We start from the raw sequence: 18997 nt of genomic DNA on the forward strand, positions 1-18997 counted from the left end.
GCCGCCAATCGCCAAAACCGATCACAAAACTACATCCAAGTCCGCTTGCAAGCCCGTTTGATGTTGCTCCAGATCGCATTGCGCAAGAAGGCCTCCGCCCTCACCGCCCTCGTCACGGCGGCTGCGATCGCGCTGCTGCCGATCCCGCCGGCGCAGGCGCAGGAAGGCCGCGGACCGCCGGTCCTGCGTGACACGGAAACCGAGCAGCTGCTGCGCGAATATACCCGCCCGATCCTGCGCGTTGCCGGTCTGGAGAAGCAGAACATCCAGATGGTGATCATCAACGACAACTCGTTCAACGCGTTCGTCGCCGATGGCCGCCGCATCTTCGTCAATTACGGTGCGATCCTGCAGTCGGAGACGCCAAACCAGCTGATCGGCGTGCTTGCGCACGAGACCGGGCATCTGGCCGGCGGCCACCTCGCCAAGATGCGCGAGCAGATCGCCAGCGCCCAGACGTCCATGATCATCGCCATGCTGCTCGGCGCCGGCGCGATCGCGGCGGGTGCCGGCCGTGGCGGCAATAGCGGGCTCGCCAATGCCGGCGCGGCCGCCATCTCCGGACCACAGGAGATGATCCGCCGTTCGCTGTTGTCCTATCAGCGCCAGCAGGAGGAGAACGCCGACCGCGCCGGCGTGAAATTCCTGACCGCGACCCAGCAATCGCCGAAGGGCATGTACGAGACCTTCAAGCGCTTCACCAACGAAAGCCTGTTCGCTTCGCGCGGCGCCGATCCCTATCTGCAGTCTCATCCGATGCCCGCCGAGCGCGTTGCAGCGCTTCAGGAGTTCGCCAGCACCAGTCCCTATTGGGACAAGAAGGACGATCCCGCGCTCCAGCTCCGCCACGACATGGTGCGCGCCAAGATCTCCGCCTTCATGGAACGGCCGGAAGTGGTCTATCGCCGCTATCCCCTGACCAATGACAGCCTGCCGGCGCGCTATGCCCGCGCCATCAGCACCTATCTGCACGGCGACTTGCGCAGCGCCCTCACCCAGATCGACGCCCTGATCGCGGTGCAGCCGAACAACCCGTACTTCTACGAGGTGCGCGGCCAGGCGCTCCTGGAGAGCGGCAAGCCCGCCGACGCGATTGCCCCCCTGCGCAAGGCGGTCGCACTCTCGAACAATTCGGCCCTCATCGAGATGTTACTTGGGCAGGCTCTGGTTGGAACCGATAATAAGGCCTACACGGACGACGCCATCAAGATTCTCCGTGCAGCGGTGGCGCGCGAGCCCGAGGCGCCGATCGGCTTCACCCAGCTTGCGATGGCGTATGGCCGGAAGGGAGACTATGCCGAGGCGGATCTCGCCTCCGCCCAGGCCGCGTATTTGCGCGGCGACAACAAGACCGCTCGCGAGCTCGCCACGCGCGCGAAAACCCGTTTCGCCGTCGGCACGCCCGGATGGGTCAGGGCCGACGACATCGTGGCGTCGAAACCGCCGCGGAACTAGATTGAAGCCTGAACTGCCACTTTGACGTCACGACACTAGCGAATAAGTCCACCGCGACGTTTTTTCGAAACCTGCACTGGATAGAGGATTTGCCAATGCCTTCGCTGCGCCTGCTTGCTCCCGCGCTGTTTGCGCTCGCCATCTTCGGCGCAACGGGACCGGCTTCGGCCGAAAGCTTCTCGGATGCCCAGCGCACCGACATCGAGGCGATCATCAAGAACTACCTCGTCACCCACCCCGAGGTGCTCGAGGAAGCCATGACCGAGCTCAGCAAGCGGCAAGCCGCGGCGGAGACGGAGAAGCACGAAGCCAGCATCGCGCAGAACTCGGATGCGATCTTCAACTCGCCGCGTCAGGTCGTGCTCGGCAACAAGGACGGCGACGTCACCTTCGTCGAGTTCTTCGATTACAATTGCGGCTACTGCAAGCGGGCGATGAGCGACATGCTCGACCTGATGAAGTCAGATCCCAAACTGAAGGTCGTGCTCAAGGAGTTTCCGGTGCTGAGCCAGGGCTCGGTCGAAGCCGCACAGGTCGCGGTCGCCGTCCGCATGCAGGATCCCTCCGGCAAGAAATATCTCGACTTCCACCAGAAACTGCTCGGCGGTCGCGGCCCGGCCGACAAGGCGCGCGCCATGCAGGCGGCGAAGGATGCCGGCCTCGACACCGCGAGGATCGAGAAGGACATCCAAAGCCCCGAAGTGCGCGCCACCATCGAGGAGAACTTCAAGCTGGCTGAGGCGATGGGCATGAACGGCACGCCGAGCTACGTGATCGGCAAGCAGATCATTGTCGGCGCCGTCGGCCTCGATGGCCTCAAGGAAAAGATCGGCGTCGCCCGCTGCGGCAAGGCCACCTGCTAACGGGCCGATCTGCTGATCACGCATTCTGCAATTTGCGCACGCGACGAGGCCGGCTGAGAAGCCGGCCTTTTTCGTTGGCCGAAGCTCTCCACGAATCTCGACGCGCAGAGTCTGGCGTGAATCCGGCGCGAACGTTCATCCCGCGTTTAGGAAACAAATGCCGGGGAACAGCAGATGTTCCGGAACAAGTGACACCTCCTCCCGTTGTCGGCGCGGGCAATGACGCAAAGAAACACGTGAGGAGAATTCAATGTTGAACCGCTTTATGATCTCGGTTGCCGCAGTCGCGCTGATCGCAGGCACCGGTCTGGCGAACGCACAAGGCACGATGAAGAACGACAGCGGCGCCGGCGCGCAGCCGATGCAGCATTCGCAGTCCTCGGGCGGCGCTGCCGAGCGCAGTGGCGCGATGGGCAAGGAATCCAGCCATGAGAAAGGTACCGTCGGCCAGGCTGGCGGCGCCATGAAGCAAGGCGAAGAGAAGTCGTCCGGTGCGATGGAGAAATCCGGCACCGCGGAGAAGTCAGGCGGGATGGAGAAGTCCGGCGCGATGAACAAGAACGCGGCCGACGAGAAGGCCGGCGCGGCGAAGGGCGAGCACGCCCAGAGCGCGCAGGACAAGTCGACGCAGGACAAGTCCAAGAGCATGAGCCAGGATACCAGCAAGTCCGGCACGCAGAAGGACATGAAGGCTGAGGGCACCAAGAGCGGCACCTCGACCAACAATGCCGAGAACCGCCCGGCTACGACCGACAGCAAGTCGCAGACCACGACCGGCAACGCCGCGACCTCGGCGACCGCCGCGCCGCCGGCTGAAAAGCGGGCCCAAATCTCAACCGCGATCAAGTCGACCAAGATCGAAGAGACGACCAACGTCAATTTCAACGTCTCGGTCGGCACGACGATCCCGGCCTCCGTCCACTTCCAGCCGCTCCCGGAGCGGATTGTCGAGATCTATCCGGAATGGCGCGGCTATGACGTGATCCTGGTCCACGGCGAGTACATCATCGTCAAGCCGCAGACACGCGAGATCGTCTACATCATCGAAGGCTAAGCTGCCTCGGAGAATGCCCAGAGAGCCCTTGCCGAGCGATCGGCAGGGGCTTTTTGCCGTTGGGGCGGCTGGCCCCGCCGGCCTCGTCCGACAGCCATGCTTTGGACTGGTTAACAAGCAATTTCCGTAGTTTCCGCACAGGTTTTTGCACACTGGATGAGGTCCCTGAAGCCCTTACCGAGGCCCTTCAAGGCTTCCCCTAGGTCACTTTGTTACCTATAACCCCCGCCACGCCGAAACACCTCTTCCGGGATTGGAATGGCCGAACCAGCAACCGACACGATCCTCGTCCTCAACGGGCCCAACCTCAACATGCTGGGGACGCGGGAGCCCGAGAAGTATGGCCATGCCACGCTGGCCGACGTCGAGGCGCTGTGCCGGGAGACGGCGGCGAGCTTCGGTCTCAAGGCCGACTGCCGGCAGTCCAACCGCGAAGGCGAGCTGATCGACTTCATCCACGAGGCACATGGGCGCAAGATGAAGGGCATCATCATCAACGCCGGGGGCTATTCGCACACCTCGATTGCGCTGCACGACGCGCTGCTCGCGGTACAGATCCCGACGGTCGAAGTGCACGTGACCAACATCCACGCCCGCGAAGGCTTCCGTCACCACTCCTACACCGCGCGCGCGGCCTTCGCCTCGCTCTGCGGCTTCGGCATCGAGGGCTACCGCCTCGCCATCCAGGGCCTTGCCGCCAAGCTCGGCATCAAGCCCAAAGCCTGACGCTCCCTCTTCACCCAGAACATTCGGATCAAAGAACATGGCGCGCCAGCCAGACGACAAAGCAGCCGCAAAGTTTTCCAGTGACGATTCCGCGCTCGTCCGCGAGCTCGCTCTGCTGCTCGACGAGACCAGCCTCACCGAGATCGAGATCGAGCGCGCCGGCCTGCGCCTGCGCGTCGCCCGCAACATCAGCGTCGCCGCGACCATGCCGATGCCGGTCGCTCATGCAGCTCCCGCGCTTGCCGCTGCACCCGCCGCCACCCCTGCGGCCGCAGCCGCAGCAGATTTTTCCAAGCATCCGGGCGCGGTGACCTCGCCGATGGTCGGCACCGCCTATTGGGCGCCGGAGCCCGGCGCCAAGCCGTTCGTCGAGGTCGGCGCCAAGGTCTCCGTCGGTCAGACTCTGCTGATCATCGAAGCGATGAAGACCATGAACCAGATTCCCTCGACCCGATCAGGCACCGTGACGCAGATTCTGGTCGAGGACGGCCAGCCCGTCGAGTTCGGCGAGCCCCTGGTCATTATTGAATAACGCGAATGGAGAATAGCGAGTAGCGAATGGCATCAGCCTTCCCTACCTGCCATTCGCCACTCGCCATTCGCTAGGACATCATGTTCGACAAGATCCTCATAGCCAATCGCGGCGAGATCGCCCTTCGCATCCTGCGGGCCTGCAAGGAGCTCGGCATCGCGACCGTCGCCGTGCACTCCACCGCCGACGCTGACGCCATGCATGTGCGCCTGTCGGACGAGAGCGTCTGCATCGGGCCGCCGCCGTCGAAGGACAGCTATCTCAACATCCCCGCGCTGCTCGCGGCCTGCGAGATAACAGGCGCGGATGCCGTGCATCCCGGTTACGGCTTCCTGTCGGAGAACGCGCGCTTCGCCGAGATCCTCGGCGAGCACAATCTGCAATTCATCGGGCCCAAGGCCGAGCACATCCGCCTGATGGGCGACAAGATCGAGGCCAAGAAGACCGCCAAGAAGCTCGGCATCCCCGTGGTGCCCGGCTCCGATGGTGCGGTTGGTCCGAGCGACGACGCGATGGCGATCGCCAGGAAGATCGGCTTTCCCGTGCTGGTGAAGGCTGCTGCTGGCGGCGGTGGCCGCGGCATGAAGGTCGCGCAGAGCGAGGCGGATCTCCAGGTCGCGCTGTCGACGGCGGCCAACGAGGCGAAATCCGCTTTCGGCGACGCCTCCGTCTACCTGGAAAAATACCTGCAGAAGCCCCGCCACATCGAGATCCAGATCCTCGGCGACGGACGCGGCGGCGCGATTCATCTCGGCGAACGCGACTGCTCGCTGCAGCGCCGCCACCAGAAGGTCTGGGAGGAAGGCCCCTCGCCCGTGCTGGCTGCGGCTGCGCGCGCCAAGATCGGCGAGACTTGCGCCAAGGCGATGCGCGAAATGAAATATCTCGGCGTCGGCACCATCGAGTTCCTCTACGAGGACGGCGAGTTCTACTTCATCGAGATGAACACGCGCATCCAGGTCGAGCATCCCGTCACCGAGAGCATCACCGACATCGACCTCGTGCTGGAGCAGATCCGCATCGCCGCCGGCGGCGAGCTGCCGGCCAGGCAGGACGAGATCCAGATCATCGGCCACGCCATCGAGTGCCGCATCAATGCGGAGAACCCGCAGACCTTCCGCCCCTCGCCCGGCCGGATCTCGCAGTACCACCCCCCCGGCGGGCTCGGTGTGCGGATCGATTCCGCTGTCTATCAGGGCTACCAGATCCCGCCCTATTACGATTCCCTCGTCGGCAAGCTGATCGTCCACGGCAAGACCCGCGCCGAATGCCTGATGCGCCTGCGCCGGGCGCTGGACGAGATGGTGGTCGAGGGCATCGAGACCACGCTGCCGCTGTTCCGCGACCTGGTCCGTCAGGACGACATCATCAACGGCGACTACCACATCCACTGGCTGGAGCAGTATCTCGCCGGCAAGACGGAACCATCAGCGAAATAATCGTTGCTTTCCAGGGAACCCGTTGGCCCCCATCGCGTTTTGGACGGTGGGGCAGTTCCAAGGGGGCGTTTTGACTTCCAGATTTGATCGAGCGAGATGGTCGTGACCGCCGAGGGGCAGCGACGTCGCGCATTTTGGCAGATCCTGCTGTTCGCAGCCGGCCTGGTCGTGCTGACCGCAATCAGCGCCGGCTCCATCTATCTCGTCAACAAGGCGCGCGACGACAATAAATGGGTGGTTCACACCCTGGAGGTAGAGAACCAGCTTAACGCGCTGCTGCTCGAACTGCGGCGGGCCGAGAGCGGGGCGCGCGGCTATCTCCTGACGCAGGGCGAGAACTTCAAGGCCGACCACGAGAAGGCTGTCGCGGAAATCGTGCCCGCCTTGGACAGGATCACGCGCCTGACCGGTGACAATCCGGCGCAACGCGAGAGCATCGAGAAGCTCAGCGCGGCAATCGAGACCCGGCTTGGCCAATTTTCGCAGGAAATGGAGTTCGTCCGGCAGGGCCAGCTCGACAAATCCATCGCACTGGTACGCGAGGCCGCCGCTGCCAATACCACCTCCGCGATCAGCCGCGAGGCCACTGCGATGATGCAGGAGGAGGAGCGGCTGTTCCGGCTCCGATCGGTCAACTCTGACCGCAGCCAGACGCTGGCCGCGTCCCTCACCGGCATCGGTTCCGGTCTCGTGGTGGTGCTGGCGCTGATCTCGATCTGGCTGGTGCGGCGTTCGGCGCGCAGCCGCGACGAGGCCGAGGCACGGCTGCGCGATGCCAACCTCAACCTGGAAGCCACCGTCGACGAGCGCACGGCAGACCTGCGCGAAGCCAACGATGAGATCCAGCGCTTTGCCTATATCGTCAGCCATGACCTGCGCTCGCCGCTGGTCAACATCATGGGCTTCACCAGTGAGCTCGAGGAATTGGGCAAGGACATCTTCCGACGGATCGGAGGGCTCGCGGGCGTGCCGGCGGGCGGCCCGCCGGTCGACGCTGCCGAGATTCCGCTCGAGGGCGCCGACAAGCAGATGTCGGCGGATTTTTCCGAAGCGCTCGGCTTCATCAAATCCTCGATCGCCCGGATGGACCGGCTGATCTCGGCGATCCTCAACCTTACCCGCGAGGGCCGGCGCGAGTTTCAGCCCGAAAGGATCGATACCCGCGATTTCATCGAGACCATCGTCTCCTCGCTGGCGCACCAAGCGTCCGAAGCGCAGGCCGAGATCCACCTCGAGCCGTTGCCGAATATTGTCAGTGACCGCCTTGCGCTGGAACAGATCTTCTCCAATCTGATCGATAACGCGATCAAGTACCTCAAGAACGGGGTTCCCGGCGAGATCAGAATTCGCGGGCGCACCAAGCTTGGCTACGCTATCTTCGAAATCAGCGACAACGGCCGCGGCATCGATCCCAGGGATCATCAGCGGATTTTCGACCTGTTCCGGCGTGCGGGAACTCAGGACAAGCCCGGTCAGGGCATCGGTCTTGCCCATGTCCGTGCACTTGTGCGCCGCCTCGGTGGCACAATGTCGGTATCGTCGGAACTGAACGCGGGCAGTACATTTACGATCACGCTGCCCATCAATTGGAACGCCAGCAACCGGAACGCCGACCAATGACATTGCCCGTCACCATCATCATGATCGAGGACGACGAGGGCCACGCCAGGCTGATCGAGCGCAATATCCGCCGCTCCGGCGTCAACAACGAGATCCTCTCCTTCACCAACGGCACCTCGGCGATGAAGCATCTGTTCGGGCCCGACGGCACCGGACTCGCTCAGAAAGGCAACGCACTCCTGATCCTGCTCGACCTCAACCTGCCCGACATGAGCGGGATCGATATCCTGAAGCAGATCAAGGAAAACAAATATCTCAAGGCCTCGCCCGTGGTGGTGCTGACCACGACCGACGACAGCCAGGAGATCAAGCGCTGCTACGAACTCGGCTGCAACGTCTACATCACCAAGCCCGTCAATTACGAGAATTTCGCCAATGCCATCCGGCAGCTCGGCCTGTTCTTCTCCGTCATCCAGGTCCCGCCCGCCGCCTCATGACCCAACAGCGCACGCCGACACTGCTCTACATCGATGACGACGACGCGCTGGCGCGCCTGGTCGATCGCGGCCTGACGCGGCGCGGCTACAAGGTCGTCCATGCCGCAAGCGGCGAGGAAGGACTGGAGCGCATCCGCAGCGCCAGCACCCGGGGCTGCATCGATGTCGTGGCGCTCGACCAGTACATGCCGGGTCTCGACGGGCTCGAGACGCTCGAGCAGATCATGGCGATCCCGGATGCCCCGCCCGTGGTCTTCGTCACGGCCTCGCAGGATTCCAGCATTGCCGTTACCGCGCTGAAAGCAGGCGCGGCCGATTATCTGGTCAAGGACGTCAAGGGCGACTTCATCCCGCTGCTGCATGTCGCGGCCGAAGGCGCGCTGCGCCAGGCCGAATTGCAGCGCGCGCGCGAGGAAGCCGAGGCCGAGATCCACGCCTCGCGCGACCGCTATGCCGCGCTTGCCGCCGAACGCGAGCTGCTGCTGCGCGAGGTCAATCACCGCGTCGGCAATTCGCTCCAGATCATCGCGTCGCTGCTGCATCTGCAGGCGAGCTCCGCCGCCCAGGACGAGGTCAAGGCCGCGCTCACCAACGCGATGGGCCGCGTCGCCGCCGTCGCCCAGGTGCACCGCCGCCTCTACACCTCGCAGGATCTGAAGAGCGTGATGCTCAACCAGTATCTGGACTCCCTGCTCGAGGATCTCCGCCGCTCCGCCGAAGGCAACCGGATGTCGCGCCTGACGGTGAAGGCCGAGCCGATCGAGATCGACCCCGACCGCGCCGTCGCCGTCGGCATCATCGTCAACGAGCTGGTGATGAACGCGGTGAAATACGCCTATCCCGATGGCGCCGGGCCCATTCACGTCGAGCTGAGCTCGAAGGGCGAGGATCTCCTGCTGACGATCACCGACGACGGCGTCGGCGACAACGTCAAGGCCGATCCGCGCTCCACCGGCATGGGCCAGCGCATCGTCGCGGCGATGGCCTCCAAGCTCGACGCCACCGTCGAGCGCGATCCCGGCCATTCCGGAACCCGCATCATCCTGCGGTTCCGCCGCACCCCCGCTCTGTCGGGCAAGACGAACAGCGCCGCGGCGGGCTGATCCGGGCCGCTCGTTCGCGCCCATCGCACCGGCGCGGCGATCCTGCTATTGTCGCGATCATGACTTCGCGCGACTCCGCCTCGTCTGAAATCACGCCGGCCGTGCTGCTGCGCGCCTATGCCTGCGGCATCTTCCCGATGGCCGAGAGTGCCGACGATCCGACCCTGTTCTGGGTCGAGCCGGAAATGCGCGGCGTGATCCCGCTCAATGGTTTTCGGGTCGCCTCGCGCCTGGCGCGCACCGTGCGATCGGATGTGTTTCGCGTCACCGTCAACACCGCGTTCAAGGCGACCATCGCCGGCTGCGCCGCGCCGCAAGCCGGGCGCGAGGACACCTGGATCAACAAGCGCATCCGCGACCTCTATGGCGGCCTCTACGAGCTCGGCCATTGCCACAGCGTCGAGGCCTGGCAGGGCGACGACCTCGTCGGCGGTCTTTACGGGGTGAGCCTGGGACGCGCCTTCTTCGGCGAGAGCATGTTCCACACCGCGCGCGATGCCTCCAAGGTTGCGCTGGTGCATCTGGTCGCGCGGCTGATCCATGGCGGCTTCGAGCTGCTCGACACGCAATATGTCACCGAGCATCTCAAGACCTTTGGTGCGGCGGAAATCTCGCGGCGCCGCTACACGGCCTTGCTCGACAAGGCGCTCGCCGGCGAGCCCGGCGATTTCCTGAGACTGGCTGGCGGCGATGCCGTCCCGGGGGCGCGCGCGCTCGAGATCATCGCCTCGCGGCAATAGATCAGCCCCACCGGTTGAAAAGACCCGAGGGGATTCGGCCTAACGGCCAAAGCCTGGAATACCGAACAGGCCCGGCCGCTGCTCCGGCGGCGGAGGAGGCGGCGGGGCTGGCTGCGGCGGTGGTGGCAAAGGCTGCGGCGCCCGCTGCTGCACGGCCTGCTTCGGCGCGGCCCTCCTCTGCGCGGGAGGCGGAGGCGGCGGCGCGGCCGGCTTGGTCGCCGGATCCGGCGCGGCCGTCGCAATGGTCTGCTGCGGCTCTTTGCAGTCGGTCAGCCAGATGTCGTAAATCGGGTGCTCGACGCCGTGCAGGCCGGGGCTTGCGGCAAACATCCAGCCGGAGAAGATCCGCTTCACCTCGCCCTGCAAGGTGATCTCGTCGACCTCGACGAACGCATCGGTATTGGCGGCTTCGGTCGCGGGCCGCGTGTAGCAGGCATCGGTCTTCACCCGCAGCGCGCCGAACTGCACGGTCTCGCCGATATCCTCGTCGAAATTGATGATGCGCCCGGTGATCTTGTCGAGGCCCGAGAAGGTCGCCTTCTTGTTCACGATCTTCTGCGCCGGCGGCTCGGTGACGACCTCGTCGCCCGGCTGCAGGCTGGCCGGAGCCTGCGGCACGGCGCCCTGCTGGGTCCCGCCCTTCTGCTGCGGCTGGCGCTGGCCGGGAGCCGCGCCCGGCGGCGCAACCGCCACCGCTGGCGGCTGGTTCTGCGGAGCCATGGTGGTGCCCGGCGGCGGCGCCAGCGGCTGGGTTTCGACCGGTCCGGGCATGGCATTGCCCTGGCGCGGCATCGGGCGCGACGGCAGCACGCGGCCCTGCGGCGGCAGCTCGGGCACCTCTTCGTCGTCGTCAGGGGTCGGCGCCGGCTGGGGCTGCCCGCCCCGGGGGATGCTCCCCGGCGGCCGCAGCGGCGGCGGATCGGAGAAGATCGTGCCGATCTGCGCCTGCACCGGCGTTGCCACCGTCAGCGCGATGGCAGCCAGCAGCGCCGCTAGGCCTGTCAGGGTAAAGGTTTTGAACATCTCGCGCGGCTTCAACAGCGAATCGGGCTTGTTGGACATTCTACAGGGGATACCGCCGCTCGCAGGCCAACCGGTTAACACGGCGAATACGGCGGGGAAAGGGCGGCATTCCTGCCCTGCCCGCCGCCCGGCTGGCCAGACCGGTCCACGGATGGGATAGTCGCAAGGCCTCTCCCCGGCGCCGACACGGGCATTGCCTCCACAAGGCCGTCCAACGATCACCAGAAACTCTGGGAGTACCTGCCCATGCCCGTCGTGCTCGATCTCGATGCCGCCACCGTCTACAAGGCGTTCCAGGACGCTGGCCGTCCCGCCTACGAGACGCTGACCGCGGCGGAGGCGCGCGCCTATTACCTCCAGGCCCGCTTTGTCACCAACCCCGAACCGCCCGAACTGGCCCGCGTCGCGCCGCTGTCGATCACGGCACCGCATGGAACGATCCCCGCACGCATCTACGTGCCGAAACAGCCCCGCCTCAAAGATGGCGCAGCGCCCGCGCTGGTGTTCTTCCACGGCGGCGGCTGGGTGATCGGCGATCTCGACAGCCACGACGTGGTCTGCCGGCAGCTCGCCGACGCAGGCGCGCTTGTGGTGATCGCGATCGACTACCGCCTCGCGCCCGAGCACAAGTTTCCCGCCGCCGCCGATGATGCGGTTGCCGCGACCAAATGGATTGCCGCGAATGCTCGCGCGCTCGGAATCGATCCCGCGCGACTTTCGATCGGCGGCGACAGCGCCGGCGGCAATCTCGCAGCGGTCGTCGCGCTCGCCGCGCGTGACGGCGACGGCCCTGAGCTTGCGGGCCAGCTGCTGATCTATCCCGCCGTCGATTTCGCCATGACGCATGGCTCGCATAGCGAGCCCGAGACCAGCGTGCTGCTGACGCACAGCGTGATCCGCTGGTTCCGCGACCATTATCTGAGCAGCGCCGCGGATATCCACGACTGGCGCGCCTCGCCCGCGCGCGCTGAAAACCTTGCCGGCCTGCCGCCCGCCTTCGTCATGACAGCCGGCGCCGATCCCCTGCGCGACGAAGGCGGTGAATACGCCGCACGACTGAAGCAGGCCGGCGTGCCCGTTACGTACAAACATTTCCCCGGCCAATTCCACGGCTTCTTCACCATGGGCAAATTGCTGCAACAGGCCAATGTCGCGGTGAGCGAGATCGGCGCATGGCTGAAGGCATTGGGCTGAGAGCGCCACCCTGATGTCGTCAGCGCTTCAATCCATCTTCGCCCTTCCGCTGCGCGGCCTGACCTGGCTCGGCAGCCAGGGCACGCGTGCGGTCGCCGCAATCGTGTTCATCGCCGCAGCCGTGCCGCCGCTCGGCGCGCTGCTGCGTCCCTACCTCACCGAGGCGATCCTCGTCCTGCTCTGCATCTCCTTCATGCGGGTCGATCTCGTGGCGCTGTCGGGTCATCTGCGCCGGCCGGCGCTGGTGGCGGCGGCGACCGCCTGGACCACGATCGGCGTGCCCGTCATCGTCGGCCTGGTCGCGCATGCGACCGGACTCACCGAGCGCGCACCGGGCCTGTCGCTGGCGCTGATGCTCCAGAGCATGGCCTCGCCGATGATGGCCTCTCCTGCGCTCGCCGCGCTGATGGGGCTCGATGCCACGCTGGTGCTGGTCACGCTGGTGACGGCAACCGCGATCGTGCCGTTCACCGCATCGTTGTTCGCAGGACTCTTTCTCGGCGGCATGCTCAGCATCTCGCCGCTCACGCTCGGCCTGAAGCTATCAGGTATCCTCTCGGCATCGCTGCTATCGGCGACGATGCTCCGCTGGCTGTTCGGCGCGGATGCGATCCAGCGTCACAAGCAGTCGATCGACGGCTTCAACATCATCATTCTCTTCATCTTCGCGTCGGCGATCATGGGCGACGTCGTGGGTGACCTGATGGCGCGCCCGATCTTCACCGTAAGCCTCGCAGCCCTGTCATTCGCGATCTATTTCACGCTGCTCACTGTGACGACCCTGCTGTTCCGCCGCATCGGCACTGAGCGCGCGCTGGCGCTCGGACTGATGGTGTCACAGCGCAATCTCGGCCTGATGCTCGCGGCGACATCAGGCGCTTTGCCGGCAACGACCTGGCTCTATTTCGCGATGACGCAGTTTCCGATCCACCTGTCGCCATACTTGCTGACACCGATCGCGCGGCGGCTGACGGCGCAGAAGCCGACAGCGCCGATGATCGCCGCTACGCGGCCGGCGCCATAGAGCGGCCCGGAGCCGCGCCGCAATTCGCTAGCTGACGCGCCCGTCGGGCGGTCCGATGTCGACCTTGTGGTCGAGCGAGACGTCCTGAACGCCCGGAACCTTCCTCAGCTTCGCGATCTTGTCAGGATCCGTGGCCCCGGTCACAACGCCGATGGCGTCGAGCGACTGGGCTTCGTCCAGCCCGATCGCCTTGAGATCACGCGCGACCTCCTCGATCTTACGCTTCCCCGACAGGGTCACCACGACGGCTTGGCGCGGTTTCTTCATGGCTCTCTCCAAGGCGACATCTTCCTCGATGTCCGGCTAGAGGTGATCATACCATGCCGAAATTCAAGCGCAGCTTGCCAAATACGCCGGCGTGGCCGGCAGCTCACGCTCGCCGGCCGGCCCGTCTTGCGATGCATTTCGTCTAAGGCGCCTGCACGAGGCCAGCGCCGACGTCCGTCGCCGGTAACGGAAGGTGCCTGGCACTTGCGATCAATTTTGCGCGCAAGGCTGCGCCACGCAACGCCTGACTCGTCTGCGCCCACAGAGCGGCGCAGCCTGCGACATGCGGCGTCGCCATGCTGGTGCCGCTGATCGTATTGTGCAGCGTCGGCCGCGGCCATGACGAGAACACGTTGACGCCGGGACCGGCGATATCGACCTTGCCGCCGTTCGAGAACACGGCCACGCGCAGCGAGCTGTCGAGCGCCGCCACCGACACGACCGACGGCGAATTGGCCGGTGCGCCGGTCGGCTGGATGTTCCACGGCCGGCTGCTGGCGTTGCCGGACGCCGCAATGATCAGGCAGCCCGCGTTGAGCGCCGCGTTTCCCGCGGCTGTATAGGACGGCTGCACCGGAATCTGCGCACCGAGCGACATCGAGATCGCGGCGCAGCGGTTGCTGATCGCCCAGTTCATGCCCGCCAGGACCTGGGCCTGGGTGCCGCCTCCGGAATTGGTCAGGACCTTGCCGATGAAAATCTGCGCGCGGGCGCCGATGCCGTAGCGCGGCACCGGACCGGGAGGCGATGCCGGACCGCAGGCGGTGCCGGCCGTATGTGTCCCGTGACCATGCAGGTCCTGCACGGGCTGTCCCACGAAGCTGTTGGTGACAAAGGAGCGGCCCGCGAATTCGGGATGGCCAAGGTCGAAGCCGGTGTCGAGCACGGCCACCTTGATGCCGTTGGCGTCGAAGTGACTTGGCGGCACGCGACAGGCCGAAAGTCCCCAGGTGGCGCCGGCGACGGCCGCGGAAACGTCGCGCACCGCTGCGCCGCCGGTCTCCTGCGTGCCGAGATCTTCGGCGATCATCTCCGCCGTGCGCAGCACGCCGCGCAGATAGTCGCTCGGATTGATCTGCGTGGCGAACATGAAGTACTCGGGATCGACCGAATGCGCGGGCGCATCCGCCGCGACGAACTCGGCTGCGTTGATGCCGTGCTCGACGGCCGCATCCCCGCCGACCAGAGCAACGCCGATCTCCGAAAACACCATCGCGCCGGCATCGCCTGCGGCAGCGAAGTCGAAGGACTGATTGGTGAAGTCGCGCGCGTCTGCAACGCGCAAGCCTCGTTTGGCCGACAGGGATTTGATCCCTGCGTCCGCCGCACTTTCCTTGAACGTGACCAGGAAACGACCTGTCTTCGTGACGTCGCCGCCGCGATCGAGCGCAGCCAGCATCAGTTCGTCCGCACTTGCCGATACTGATTGACTGACGGCGGCTGCCGATTTCGGCGATTTGGTTGCTCTGCGTGCCATCGTGTTCTCCTGAAATGATGATCGAGCCGGCAAAACGTGCTGCGCAACAAAAACATCTTAAGATTGCATAACGGCGCATGCCCATGCAATCGCAAAGGTCGCAAGGCACCGCGATCGCGACGGATTGTTCCAGCAGTGCTACTGACCTTTTCTCACCCCGCCCGGGCCGCGCGCTGGAGCGCCTGCCGTGGCGGGCCGAAGGCGCGAATGAAGGCTCGCAGGAAGCGCAACTTTTGACCGGCTCTCAAAGCCGCGAGCGTCATGGTTGGCCCGCCCTCTTCGTCTTGCACTCTGCCAGAATCCAGTCGCGAAACGCCTTCATCGCATGCGAAGACCTTTTTGATTTCAGCGACGTGAGCCAATAGGAGCCCAGAAAGACTTGGCCGTCATAGGGACAAACCAGTCTCTTGCGCGACAGATCGTCCGAAAACAACACGACCGGCAGGAGCGCGACCCCGGCGCCTTGAGCCGCGGCATGCGCCAGGGAGACCGACGAGTCGAAGGTCGGGCCGGTCATCCGCGGTTGCCTGCATTTTACCGCCTCGAACCAGTGCGCCCACTCGCCCGGTCGATACGAGCGCAACAACACCTCCTTGTGGAGGTCGACCGGATTTTTCAGGCGCTTCGCCACATTGGGTGCGCACATCGGTGTGAAATGAGCCTCGACAAGACGCTCGGCATTCGTTCCGTGCCACGCGCCGTCGCCAAATCGAATCGCGAAATCCAATCCTTCGCCGCCGAGATCCACACGATTGTTGTTCGCAAATATCCTGACGTCGATGTGCGGATGGTTCGCGGTGAAGCCGGCGAGGCGCGGCAGCAGCCAGCCGGACGCGAACGTGCCGACCACACCGATCGCCAGACTCTCGCGCATCCGACCATTCTCGAACCGGTCCAGGACCTGATTGATCTGGGTGAAGGCGCTCGAGATGACGGGCTGCAGCGCCTCGCCTTCTTCAGTGAGAGCAAGCCCGCGGGTCAGTCGCTTGAAAAGCTTGACCCGCAGGCTCTCTTCCAGAGTCCGCACCTGCTGGCTCACCGCGGCCTGCGAGACGCGAAGTTCGAGACCGGCCTTGGTGAAGCTGAGATGGCGCGCGGCCGCCTCGAATGAGCGGAGCGCGTTCAGCGGCAGGTTGGAAATATTGGCGGGGCGGCGGGCCAAACATCCGTTCCAAGTTTTTCTGATCCAAGTTTTACTTATGGATGGCCTTACGAACCATCGTTTGTCAATCGTTCGAGCGCCAAGCAAAACCTGCCCGTCAATCACGGGAGTTTTCGATGCTGACGCGACGTCAATTCAACTCATCTGCTCTTGCGGTCGCGGGAAGTCTCTTCCTGCCGAACGTTTCCGTTGCCGCGTCAGATGGAACCGCACCGCTCATCGAGGCCTTCGAACAGTTGGAACTGAAGTGCGCAGGCCGCCTCGGCGTCTCCGTGCTCGACACCACGACTGGAGCGCAGATCCATCACCGGGGTGACGAACGCTTTCCCATGTGCAGCACATTCAAGGTCCTGGCGGCGGCAGCGATACTGAAAGGCGTGGGCAGCAAGCTGGAAGGCCTCGAACGGCGCGTTCGTATCGAGCAGGCCGATCTCGTCGAGTACTCGCCCGTCACGAGCAAGCATGTCGGTGGCGACGGAATGTCGCTTCGCGAACTTTGCGAGGCAGCCATTACCATGAGCGACAACACGGCCGGCAACGCACTCCTGAAAAACATTGGCGGTCCCGCCGGCTTGACCAGCTTTGCGCGAAGCCTCGGCGACAAAACGACAAGACTCGATCGGATTGAAACCGAACTGAACGAGGCCACGCCGGGCGATCCCCGCGACACCACTACGCCGAACGCGATGGCTACGAATTTCAGGCGCCTGCTGCTCGGCGACGTTCTCCTTACCGAAGGGCGCGATCAACTCGGCAAATGGCTGATCGCCAACAAGACCGGGGACAGCCGTTTACGCGCCGGCGTGCCGAAAGGCTGGCGCGTGGGCGACAAGACCGGAGCGGGCGAACACGGCACCACCAACGACGTGGCCATCGTGTGGCCACCCGAACGTTCGCCGGTCATCATCGCAGCCTACCTCACGGGCTCCGCGCTCGATCCGAATGGACGCAATGACGTGATCGCATCTGTTGGAAGCGCGATCGCCAAGAGCCTCGGCTGACAATCGTCGCGCCCGCCTACCCCGCCCGCGCCGCGCGCCGGAGCGCCTGCGGTGGCTGGCCGAAGGCGCGGATGAAGGCGCGGCGCATGCGCTCGGGATCGCCAAATCCCGTCGCCTCGGCAACGCGCTCGATGGCCTCGCGCGAGGACTGCACGCGCTCGCGGGCAACCTCGATCCGTAACCGCTCGATCGCCTTCGACGGCGTCGTGCCGGTCTCGGCGGCAAAGGCGCGGGCAAAATGCCGCGCGCTCATGCCGGCGCGATCGGCGAGATCCTCCACCGTCAGCGGCGCATCGAGATTCTCGCGTGCCCACGACAACAGCGCACCGAAGCGGCCGTTCGGCGTTTTCAATTCCAGGAGCGAGGAGAATTGCGACTGGCCGCCGCTGCGGCGATGATAGAGCACGAGCTGGCGTGCGGTCGCCTGTGCGACCTCCTCGCCATGGTCCTCGGTGACCATCGCCAGCGCGAGATCGATCCCGGCGCTGATGCCGGCCGAGGTCCAGACATTGTCGTCGCGGGTGAAGATCTGGTCCGGCTCGAACTTGATCTTCGGATAGCGCGCGACGAAGTCGCGGGTGCGGCCCCAATGGGTGGTGGCACGGCGGCCATCGAGCAGGCCGGCCTCCGCCAGCACATAGGCACCCGAGCAGACGCTGGCGATCCGCACGCCCCGCTTCGCCAGCCGCTGCACGAAGGCGAGCGTCGCGGGGCAGCGCGCGGGAGCCGACACGCCCGCACCGCCCGCTACTACCAGCGTCGTGATCGCGTTCGCCGATTTGAAATCGCGCGCCATCATCTCGACGCCGGAGGACGAGCGCACAGCGCCTGCGTTCAGCGCCAGCACCCGCAGCGCAAGCGGCTTGCCGCTGGCACGCGCTGCGATCTCGAACACCGAGATGGGACCTGCCGCATCGAGCAGCTGGAAATCCGGGAAGATCAGGATGCCGATCATGCCTTTGTCCGAAAGTGAGGGAAATACGCCATTTTGGACAACAAGGCACCATGCCATGCTGCGCCCGTCAAGCTCTTCTTTGGAGGCTCTCATGTCGGCACCGCTCCAGATCGGTCTTCTGGTGTTTCCGCGCGTCACCCAGCTCGACTTCACCGGGCCGCTGCAGGTGTTTTCGTCCGTACCCGGTGCGACCGTGCACCTGATCTGGAAGACGCTGGATCCGGTGCCGAGCGATTCCGTGTTGATGCTGACGCCATCAGTCACGTTCGCCGACTGCCCGCAACTGGATGTGATCTGCATTCCCGGCGGCTTCGGCACCGATGCGCTTCTCAACGACGAGGAGACCCTCGACTTCGTGCGCAAGCAGGCTGCAAGCGCCAAGTTCGTCACATCGGTCTGCACCGGATCGCTGGTGCTGGGCGCGGCTGGGCTTCTGAGGGGCTACAATGCCGCAACCCATTGGAGTGCGGTGGAGATGCTGGCGCTGTTCGGCGCGACGCCGACGAAGACGCGCGTCTGCATCGATCGCAACCGCGTCACCGGCGGCGGCGTCACGGCAGGAATCGATTTCGCCCTCACGCTGGTGTCGCTGCTGGTCGACCGCACCACGGCGGAGGCCATTCAGCTCCGCCTTGAATACAATCCGGCCCCGCCCTTCAATGCCGGCTCGCCCGATACGGCTCCGGCCGAGGTGCTCGCGCTCATGAAGGAGCGGGTCGCCCCATTCCAGGCACGACGCCTCGATGCCGCCAAGCGGGCAGCCGAGCGGCTGATATAGCCTCGCCTCTTGGGTCCCGAAGGGGCCGCAGCGTCCGAGAAACGAGCCGAAAGATTAGTGCACAACTGCATCCAGCGCGTCATTGCGAGCGCAGCGAAGCAATCCAGGAATCTCTCCACGGAGACATTTCTGGATTGCTTCGTCGCA

At 65.0% G+C, this 18997-nt stretch carries 19 protein-coding genes; 14 read left to right on the top strand and 5 right to left on the bottom strand.

The annotated features are described in order from the left end of the window. The first annotated feature begins 60 nt into the window (after window positions 1-60). The 10 genes from XH91_RS19405 (at window position 61) to aat (ending at window position 9969) form a co-directional block, all read left to right on the top strand. Window positions 61-1455, top strand: coding sequence for a M48 family metalloprotease (locus XH91_RS19405; protein ID WP_128952054.1), 1395 nt, complete (start codon window positions 61-63; stop codon window positions 1453-1455). A gap of 95 nt (window positions 1456-1550) precedes the next feature. After that, a complete protein-coding gene (locus tag XH91_RS19410; RefSeq protein WP_128952055.1) occupies window positions 1551-2318 on the top strand; it encodes a DsbA family protein in 768 nt (255 codons plus the stop codon). Between the two features lie 250 nt (window positions 2319-2568). Next, entirely contained in the window at window positions 2569-3372 is an 804-nt protein-coding gene (locus XH91_RS19415) for a DUF1236 domain-containing protein (protein ID WP_128952056.1), read from the top strand. A 258-nt stretch (window positions 3373-3630) separates the two neighbouring features. Then, window positions 3631-4098, top strand: a complete 468-nt coding sequence (gene aroQ, locus XH91_RS19420) for a type II 3-dehydroquinate dehydratase (RefSeq protein WP_128952057.1) — start codon at window positions 3631-3633, stop codon at window positions 4096-4098. A gap of 37 nt (window positions 4099-4135) precedes the next feature. Then, window positions 4136-4630: an acetyl-CoA carboxylase biotin carboxyl carrier protein gene (accB, locus tag XH91_RS19425; RefSeq protein ID WP_128952058.1), complete on the top strand. Its 495-nt coding sequence runs from the start codon at window positions 4136-4138 to the stop codon at window positions 4628-4630. An 80-nt stretch (window positions 4631-4710) separates the two neighbouring features. Then, window positions 4711-6069 (top strand): acetyl-CoA carboxylase biotin carboxylase subunit, encoded by a 1359-nt coding sequence (gene accC / locus XH91_RS19430; protein ID WP_128952059.1) that lies wholly within the window; start codon window positions 4711-4713, stop codon window positions 6067-6069. 102 nt (window positions 6070-6171) lie between these two features. Then, the gene (locus XH91_RS19435) at window positions 6172-7689 is read left to right on the top strand and encodes a sensor histidine kinase (RefSeq protein ID WP_128952060.1); all 1518 of its coding nucleotides are present in this window, start codon (window positions 6172-6174) and stop codon (window positions 7687-7689) included. Continuing rightward, complete coding sequence (locus XH91_RS19440; RefSeq protein WP_128952061.1) at window positions 7686-8126, top strand: response regulator; 441 nt, start codon at window positions 7686-7688, stop codon at window positions 8124-8126. Before XH91_RS19435 ends, XH91_RS19440 begins: the two co-directional genes overlap by 4 nt. Beyond that, the gene (locus XH91_RS19445) at window positions 8123-9229 is read left to right on the top strand and encodes a sensor histidine kinase (RefSeq protein WP_128952062.1); all 1107 of its coding nucleotides are present in this window, start codon (window positions 8123-8125) and stop codon (window positions 9227-9229) included. Before XH91_RS19440 ends, XH91_RS19445 begins: the two co-directional genes overlap by 4 nt. 59 nt (window positions 9230-9288) lie before the next feature. After that, window positions 9289-9969, top strand: a complete 681-nt coding sequence (gene aat, locus XH91_RS19450; RefSeq protein ID WP_128952063.1) for a leucyl/phenylalanyl-tRNA--protein transferase — start codon at window positions 9289-9291, stop codon at window positions 9967-9969. Between the two features lie 39 nt (window positions 9970-10008). Here the strand turns inward: aat and XH91_RS19455 are convergent, their stop codons facing one another. Further along, a complete protein-coding gene (locus tag XH91_RS19455; RefSeq protein WP_164938297.1) occupies window positions 10009-11031 on the bottom strand; it encodes a DUF2155 domain-containing protein in 1023 nt (340 codons plus the stop codon). Between the two features lie 207 nt (window positions 11032-11238). Between XH91_RS19455 and XH91_RS19460 the strand changes: the two genes are divergently transcribed. Then, a complete protein-coding gene (locus XH91_RS19460; RefSeq protein WP_128952065.1) occupies window positions 11239-12186 on the top strand; it encodes an alpha/beta hydrolase in 948 nt (315 codons plus the stop codon). A gap of 13 nt (window positions 12187-12199) precedes the next feature. After that, window positions 12200-13210, top strand: coding sequence for a Na+-dependent transporter (locus XH91_RS19465; protein ID WP_128952066.1), 1011 nt, complete (start codon window positions 12200-12202; stop codon window positions 13208-13210). A gap of 27 nt (window positions 13211-13237) precedes the next feature. Here XH91_RS19465 and XH91_RS19470 read toward each other — a convergent pair whose 3' ends face one another. The 3 genes from XH91_RS19470 to XH91_RS19480 form a co-directional block, all read right to left on the bottom strand. Further along, complete coding sequence (locus tag XH91_RS19470; protein WP_128952067.1) at window positions 13238-13477, bottom strand: hypothetical protein; 240 nt, start codon at window positions 13475-13477, stop codon at window positions 13238-13240. A gap of 142 nt (window positions 13478-13619) precedes the next feature. Next, the gene (locus XH91_RS19475) at window positions 13620-14954 is read right to left on the bottom strand and encodes a S8 family serine peptidase (RefSeq protein ID WP_128952068.1); all 1335 of its coding nucleotides are present in this window, start codon (window positions 14952-14954) and stop codon (window positions 13620-13622) included. Window positions 14955-15213: 259 nt separating this feature from the next. After that, entirely contained in the window at window positions 15214-16116 is a 903-nt protein-coding gene (locus XH91_RS19480) for a LysR family transcriptional regulator (RefSeq protein WP_283810009.1), read from the bottom strand. Window positions 16117-16232: 116 nt separating this feature from the next. On the opposite strand from XH91_RS19480, the gene bla reads away from it, so the two are divergent. Then, complete coding sequence (bla, locus tag XH91_RS19485; protein ID WP_128952069.1) at window positions 16233-17117, top strand: class A beta-lactamase; 885 nt, start codon at window positions 16233-16235, stop codon at window positions 17115-17117. Between the two features lie 16 nt (window positions 17118-17133). On the opposite strand, the gene XH91_RS19490 is transcribed toward bla, so the two are convergent. Continuing rightward, the gene (locus tag XH91_RS19490) at window positions 17134-18072 is read right to left on the bottom strand and encodes a GlxA family transcriptional regulator (protein WP_128952070.1); all 939 of its coding nucleotides are present in this window, start codon (window positions 18070-18072) and stop codon (window positions 17134-17136) included. 91 nt (window positions 18073-18163) lie between these two features. On the opposite strand from XH91_RS19490, the gene XH91_RS19495 reads away from it, so the two are divergent. Then, window positions 18164-18850 (top strand): DJ-1/PfpI family protein, encoded by a 687-nt coding sequence (locus XH91_RS19495; protein ID WP_128952071.1) that lies wholly within the window; start codon window positions 18164-18166, stop codon window positions 18848-18850. Window positions 18851-18997: the final 147 nt, after the last annotated feature.

This window comes from Bradyrhizobium guangzhouense (assembly GCF_004114955.1).
Classification (GTDB): Bacteria; Pseudomonadota; Alphaproteobacteria; order Rhizobiales; family Xanthobacteraceae; genus Bradyrhizobium; species Bradyrhizobium guangzhouense.

Excerpts from the sequence above, each read along its gene's own strand:
- XH91_RS19405 (WP_128952054.1), top strand. The coding sequence starts at position 61 with ATGTTGCTCCAGATCGCATTGCGCAAGAAGGCCTCCGCCCTCACCGCC.
- XH91_RS19410 (WP_128952055.1), top strand. The coding sequence starts at position 1,551 with ATGCCTTCGCTGCGCCTGCTTGCTCCCGCGCTGTTTGCGCTCGCCATC.
- XH91_RS19415 (WP_128952056.1), top strand. The coding sequence starts at position 2,569 with ATGTTGAACCGCTTTATGATCTCGGTTGCCGCAGTCGCGCTGATCGCA.
- aroQ (WP_128952057.1), top strand. The coding sequence starts at position 3,631 with ATGGCCGAACCAGCAACCGACACGATCCTCGTCCTCAACGGGCCCAAC.
- accB (WP_128952058.1), top strand. The coding sequence starts at position 4,136 with ATGGCGCGCCAGCCAGACGACAAAGCAGCCGCAAAGTTTTCCAGTGAC.
- accC (WP_128952059.1), top strand. The coding sequence starts at position 4,711 with ATGTTCGACAAGATCCTCATAGCCAATCGCGGCGAGATCGCCCTTCGC.
- XH91_RS19440 (WP_128952061.1), top strand. The coding sequence starts at position 7,686 with ATGACATTGCCCGTCACCATCATCATGATCGAGGACGACGAGGGCCAC.
- XH91_RS19445 (WP_128952062.1), top strand. The coding sequence starts at position 8,123 with ATGACCCAACAGCGCACGCCGACACTGCTCTACATCGATGACGACGAC.
- aat (WP_128952063.1), top strand. The coding sequence starts at position 9,289 with ATGACTTCGCGCGACTCCGCCTCGTCTGAAATCACGCCGGCCGTGCTG.
- XH91_RS19455 (WP_164938297.1), bottom strand. The coding sequence starts at position 11,031 with ATGTCCAACAAGCCCGATTCGCTGTTGAAGCCGCGCGAGATGTTCAAA.
- XH91_RS19460 (WP_128952065.1), top strand. The coding sequence starts at position 11,239 with ATGCCCGTCGTGCTCGATCTCGATGCCGCCACCGTCTACAAGGCGTTC.
- XH91_RS19465 (WP_128952066.1), top strand. The coding sequence starts at position 12,200 with ATGTCGTCAGCGCTTCAATCCATCTTCGCCCTTCCGCTGCGCGGCCTG.
- XH91_RS19470 (WP_128952067.1), bottom strand. The coding sequence starts at position 13,477 with ATGAAGAAACCGCGCCAAGCCGTCGTGGTGACCCTGTCGGGGAAGCGT.
- XH91_RS19475 (WP_128952068.1), bottom strand. The coding sequence starts at position 14,954 with ATGGCACGCAGAGCAACCAAATCGCCGAAATCGGCAGCCGCCGTCAGT.
- bla (WP_128952069.1), top strand. The coding sequence starts at position 16,233 with ATGCTGACGCGACGTCAATTCAACTCATCTGCTCTTGCGGTCGCGGGA.
- XH91_RS19490 (WP_128952070.1), bottom strand. The coding sequence starts at position 18,072 with ATGATCGGCATCCTGATCTTCCCGGATTTCCAGCTGCTCGATGCGGCA.
- XH91_RS19495 (WP_128952071.1), top strand. The coding sequence starts at position 18,164 with ATGTCGGCACCGCTCCAGATCGGTCTTCTGGTGTTTCCGCGCGTCACC.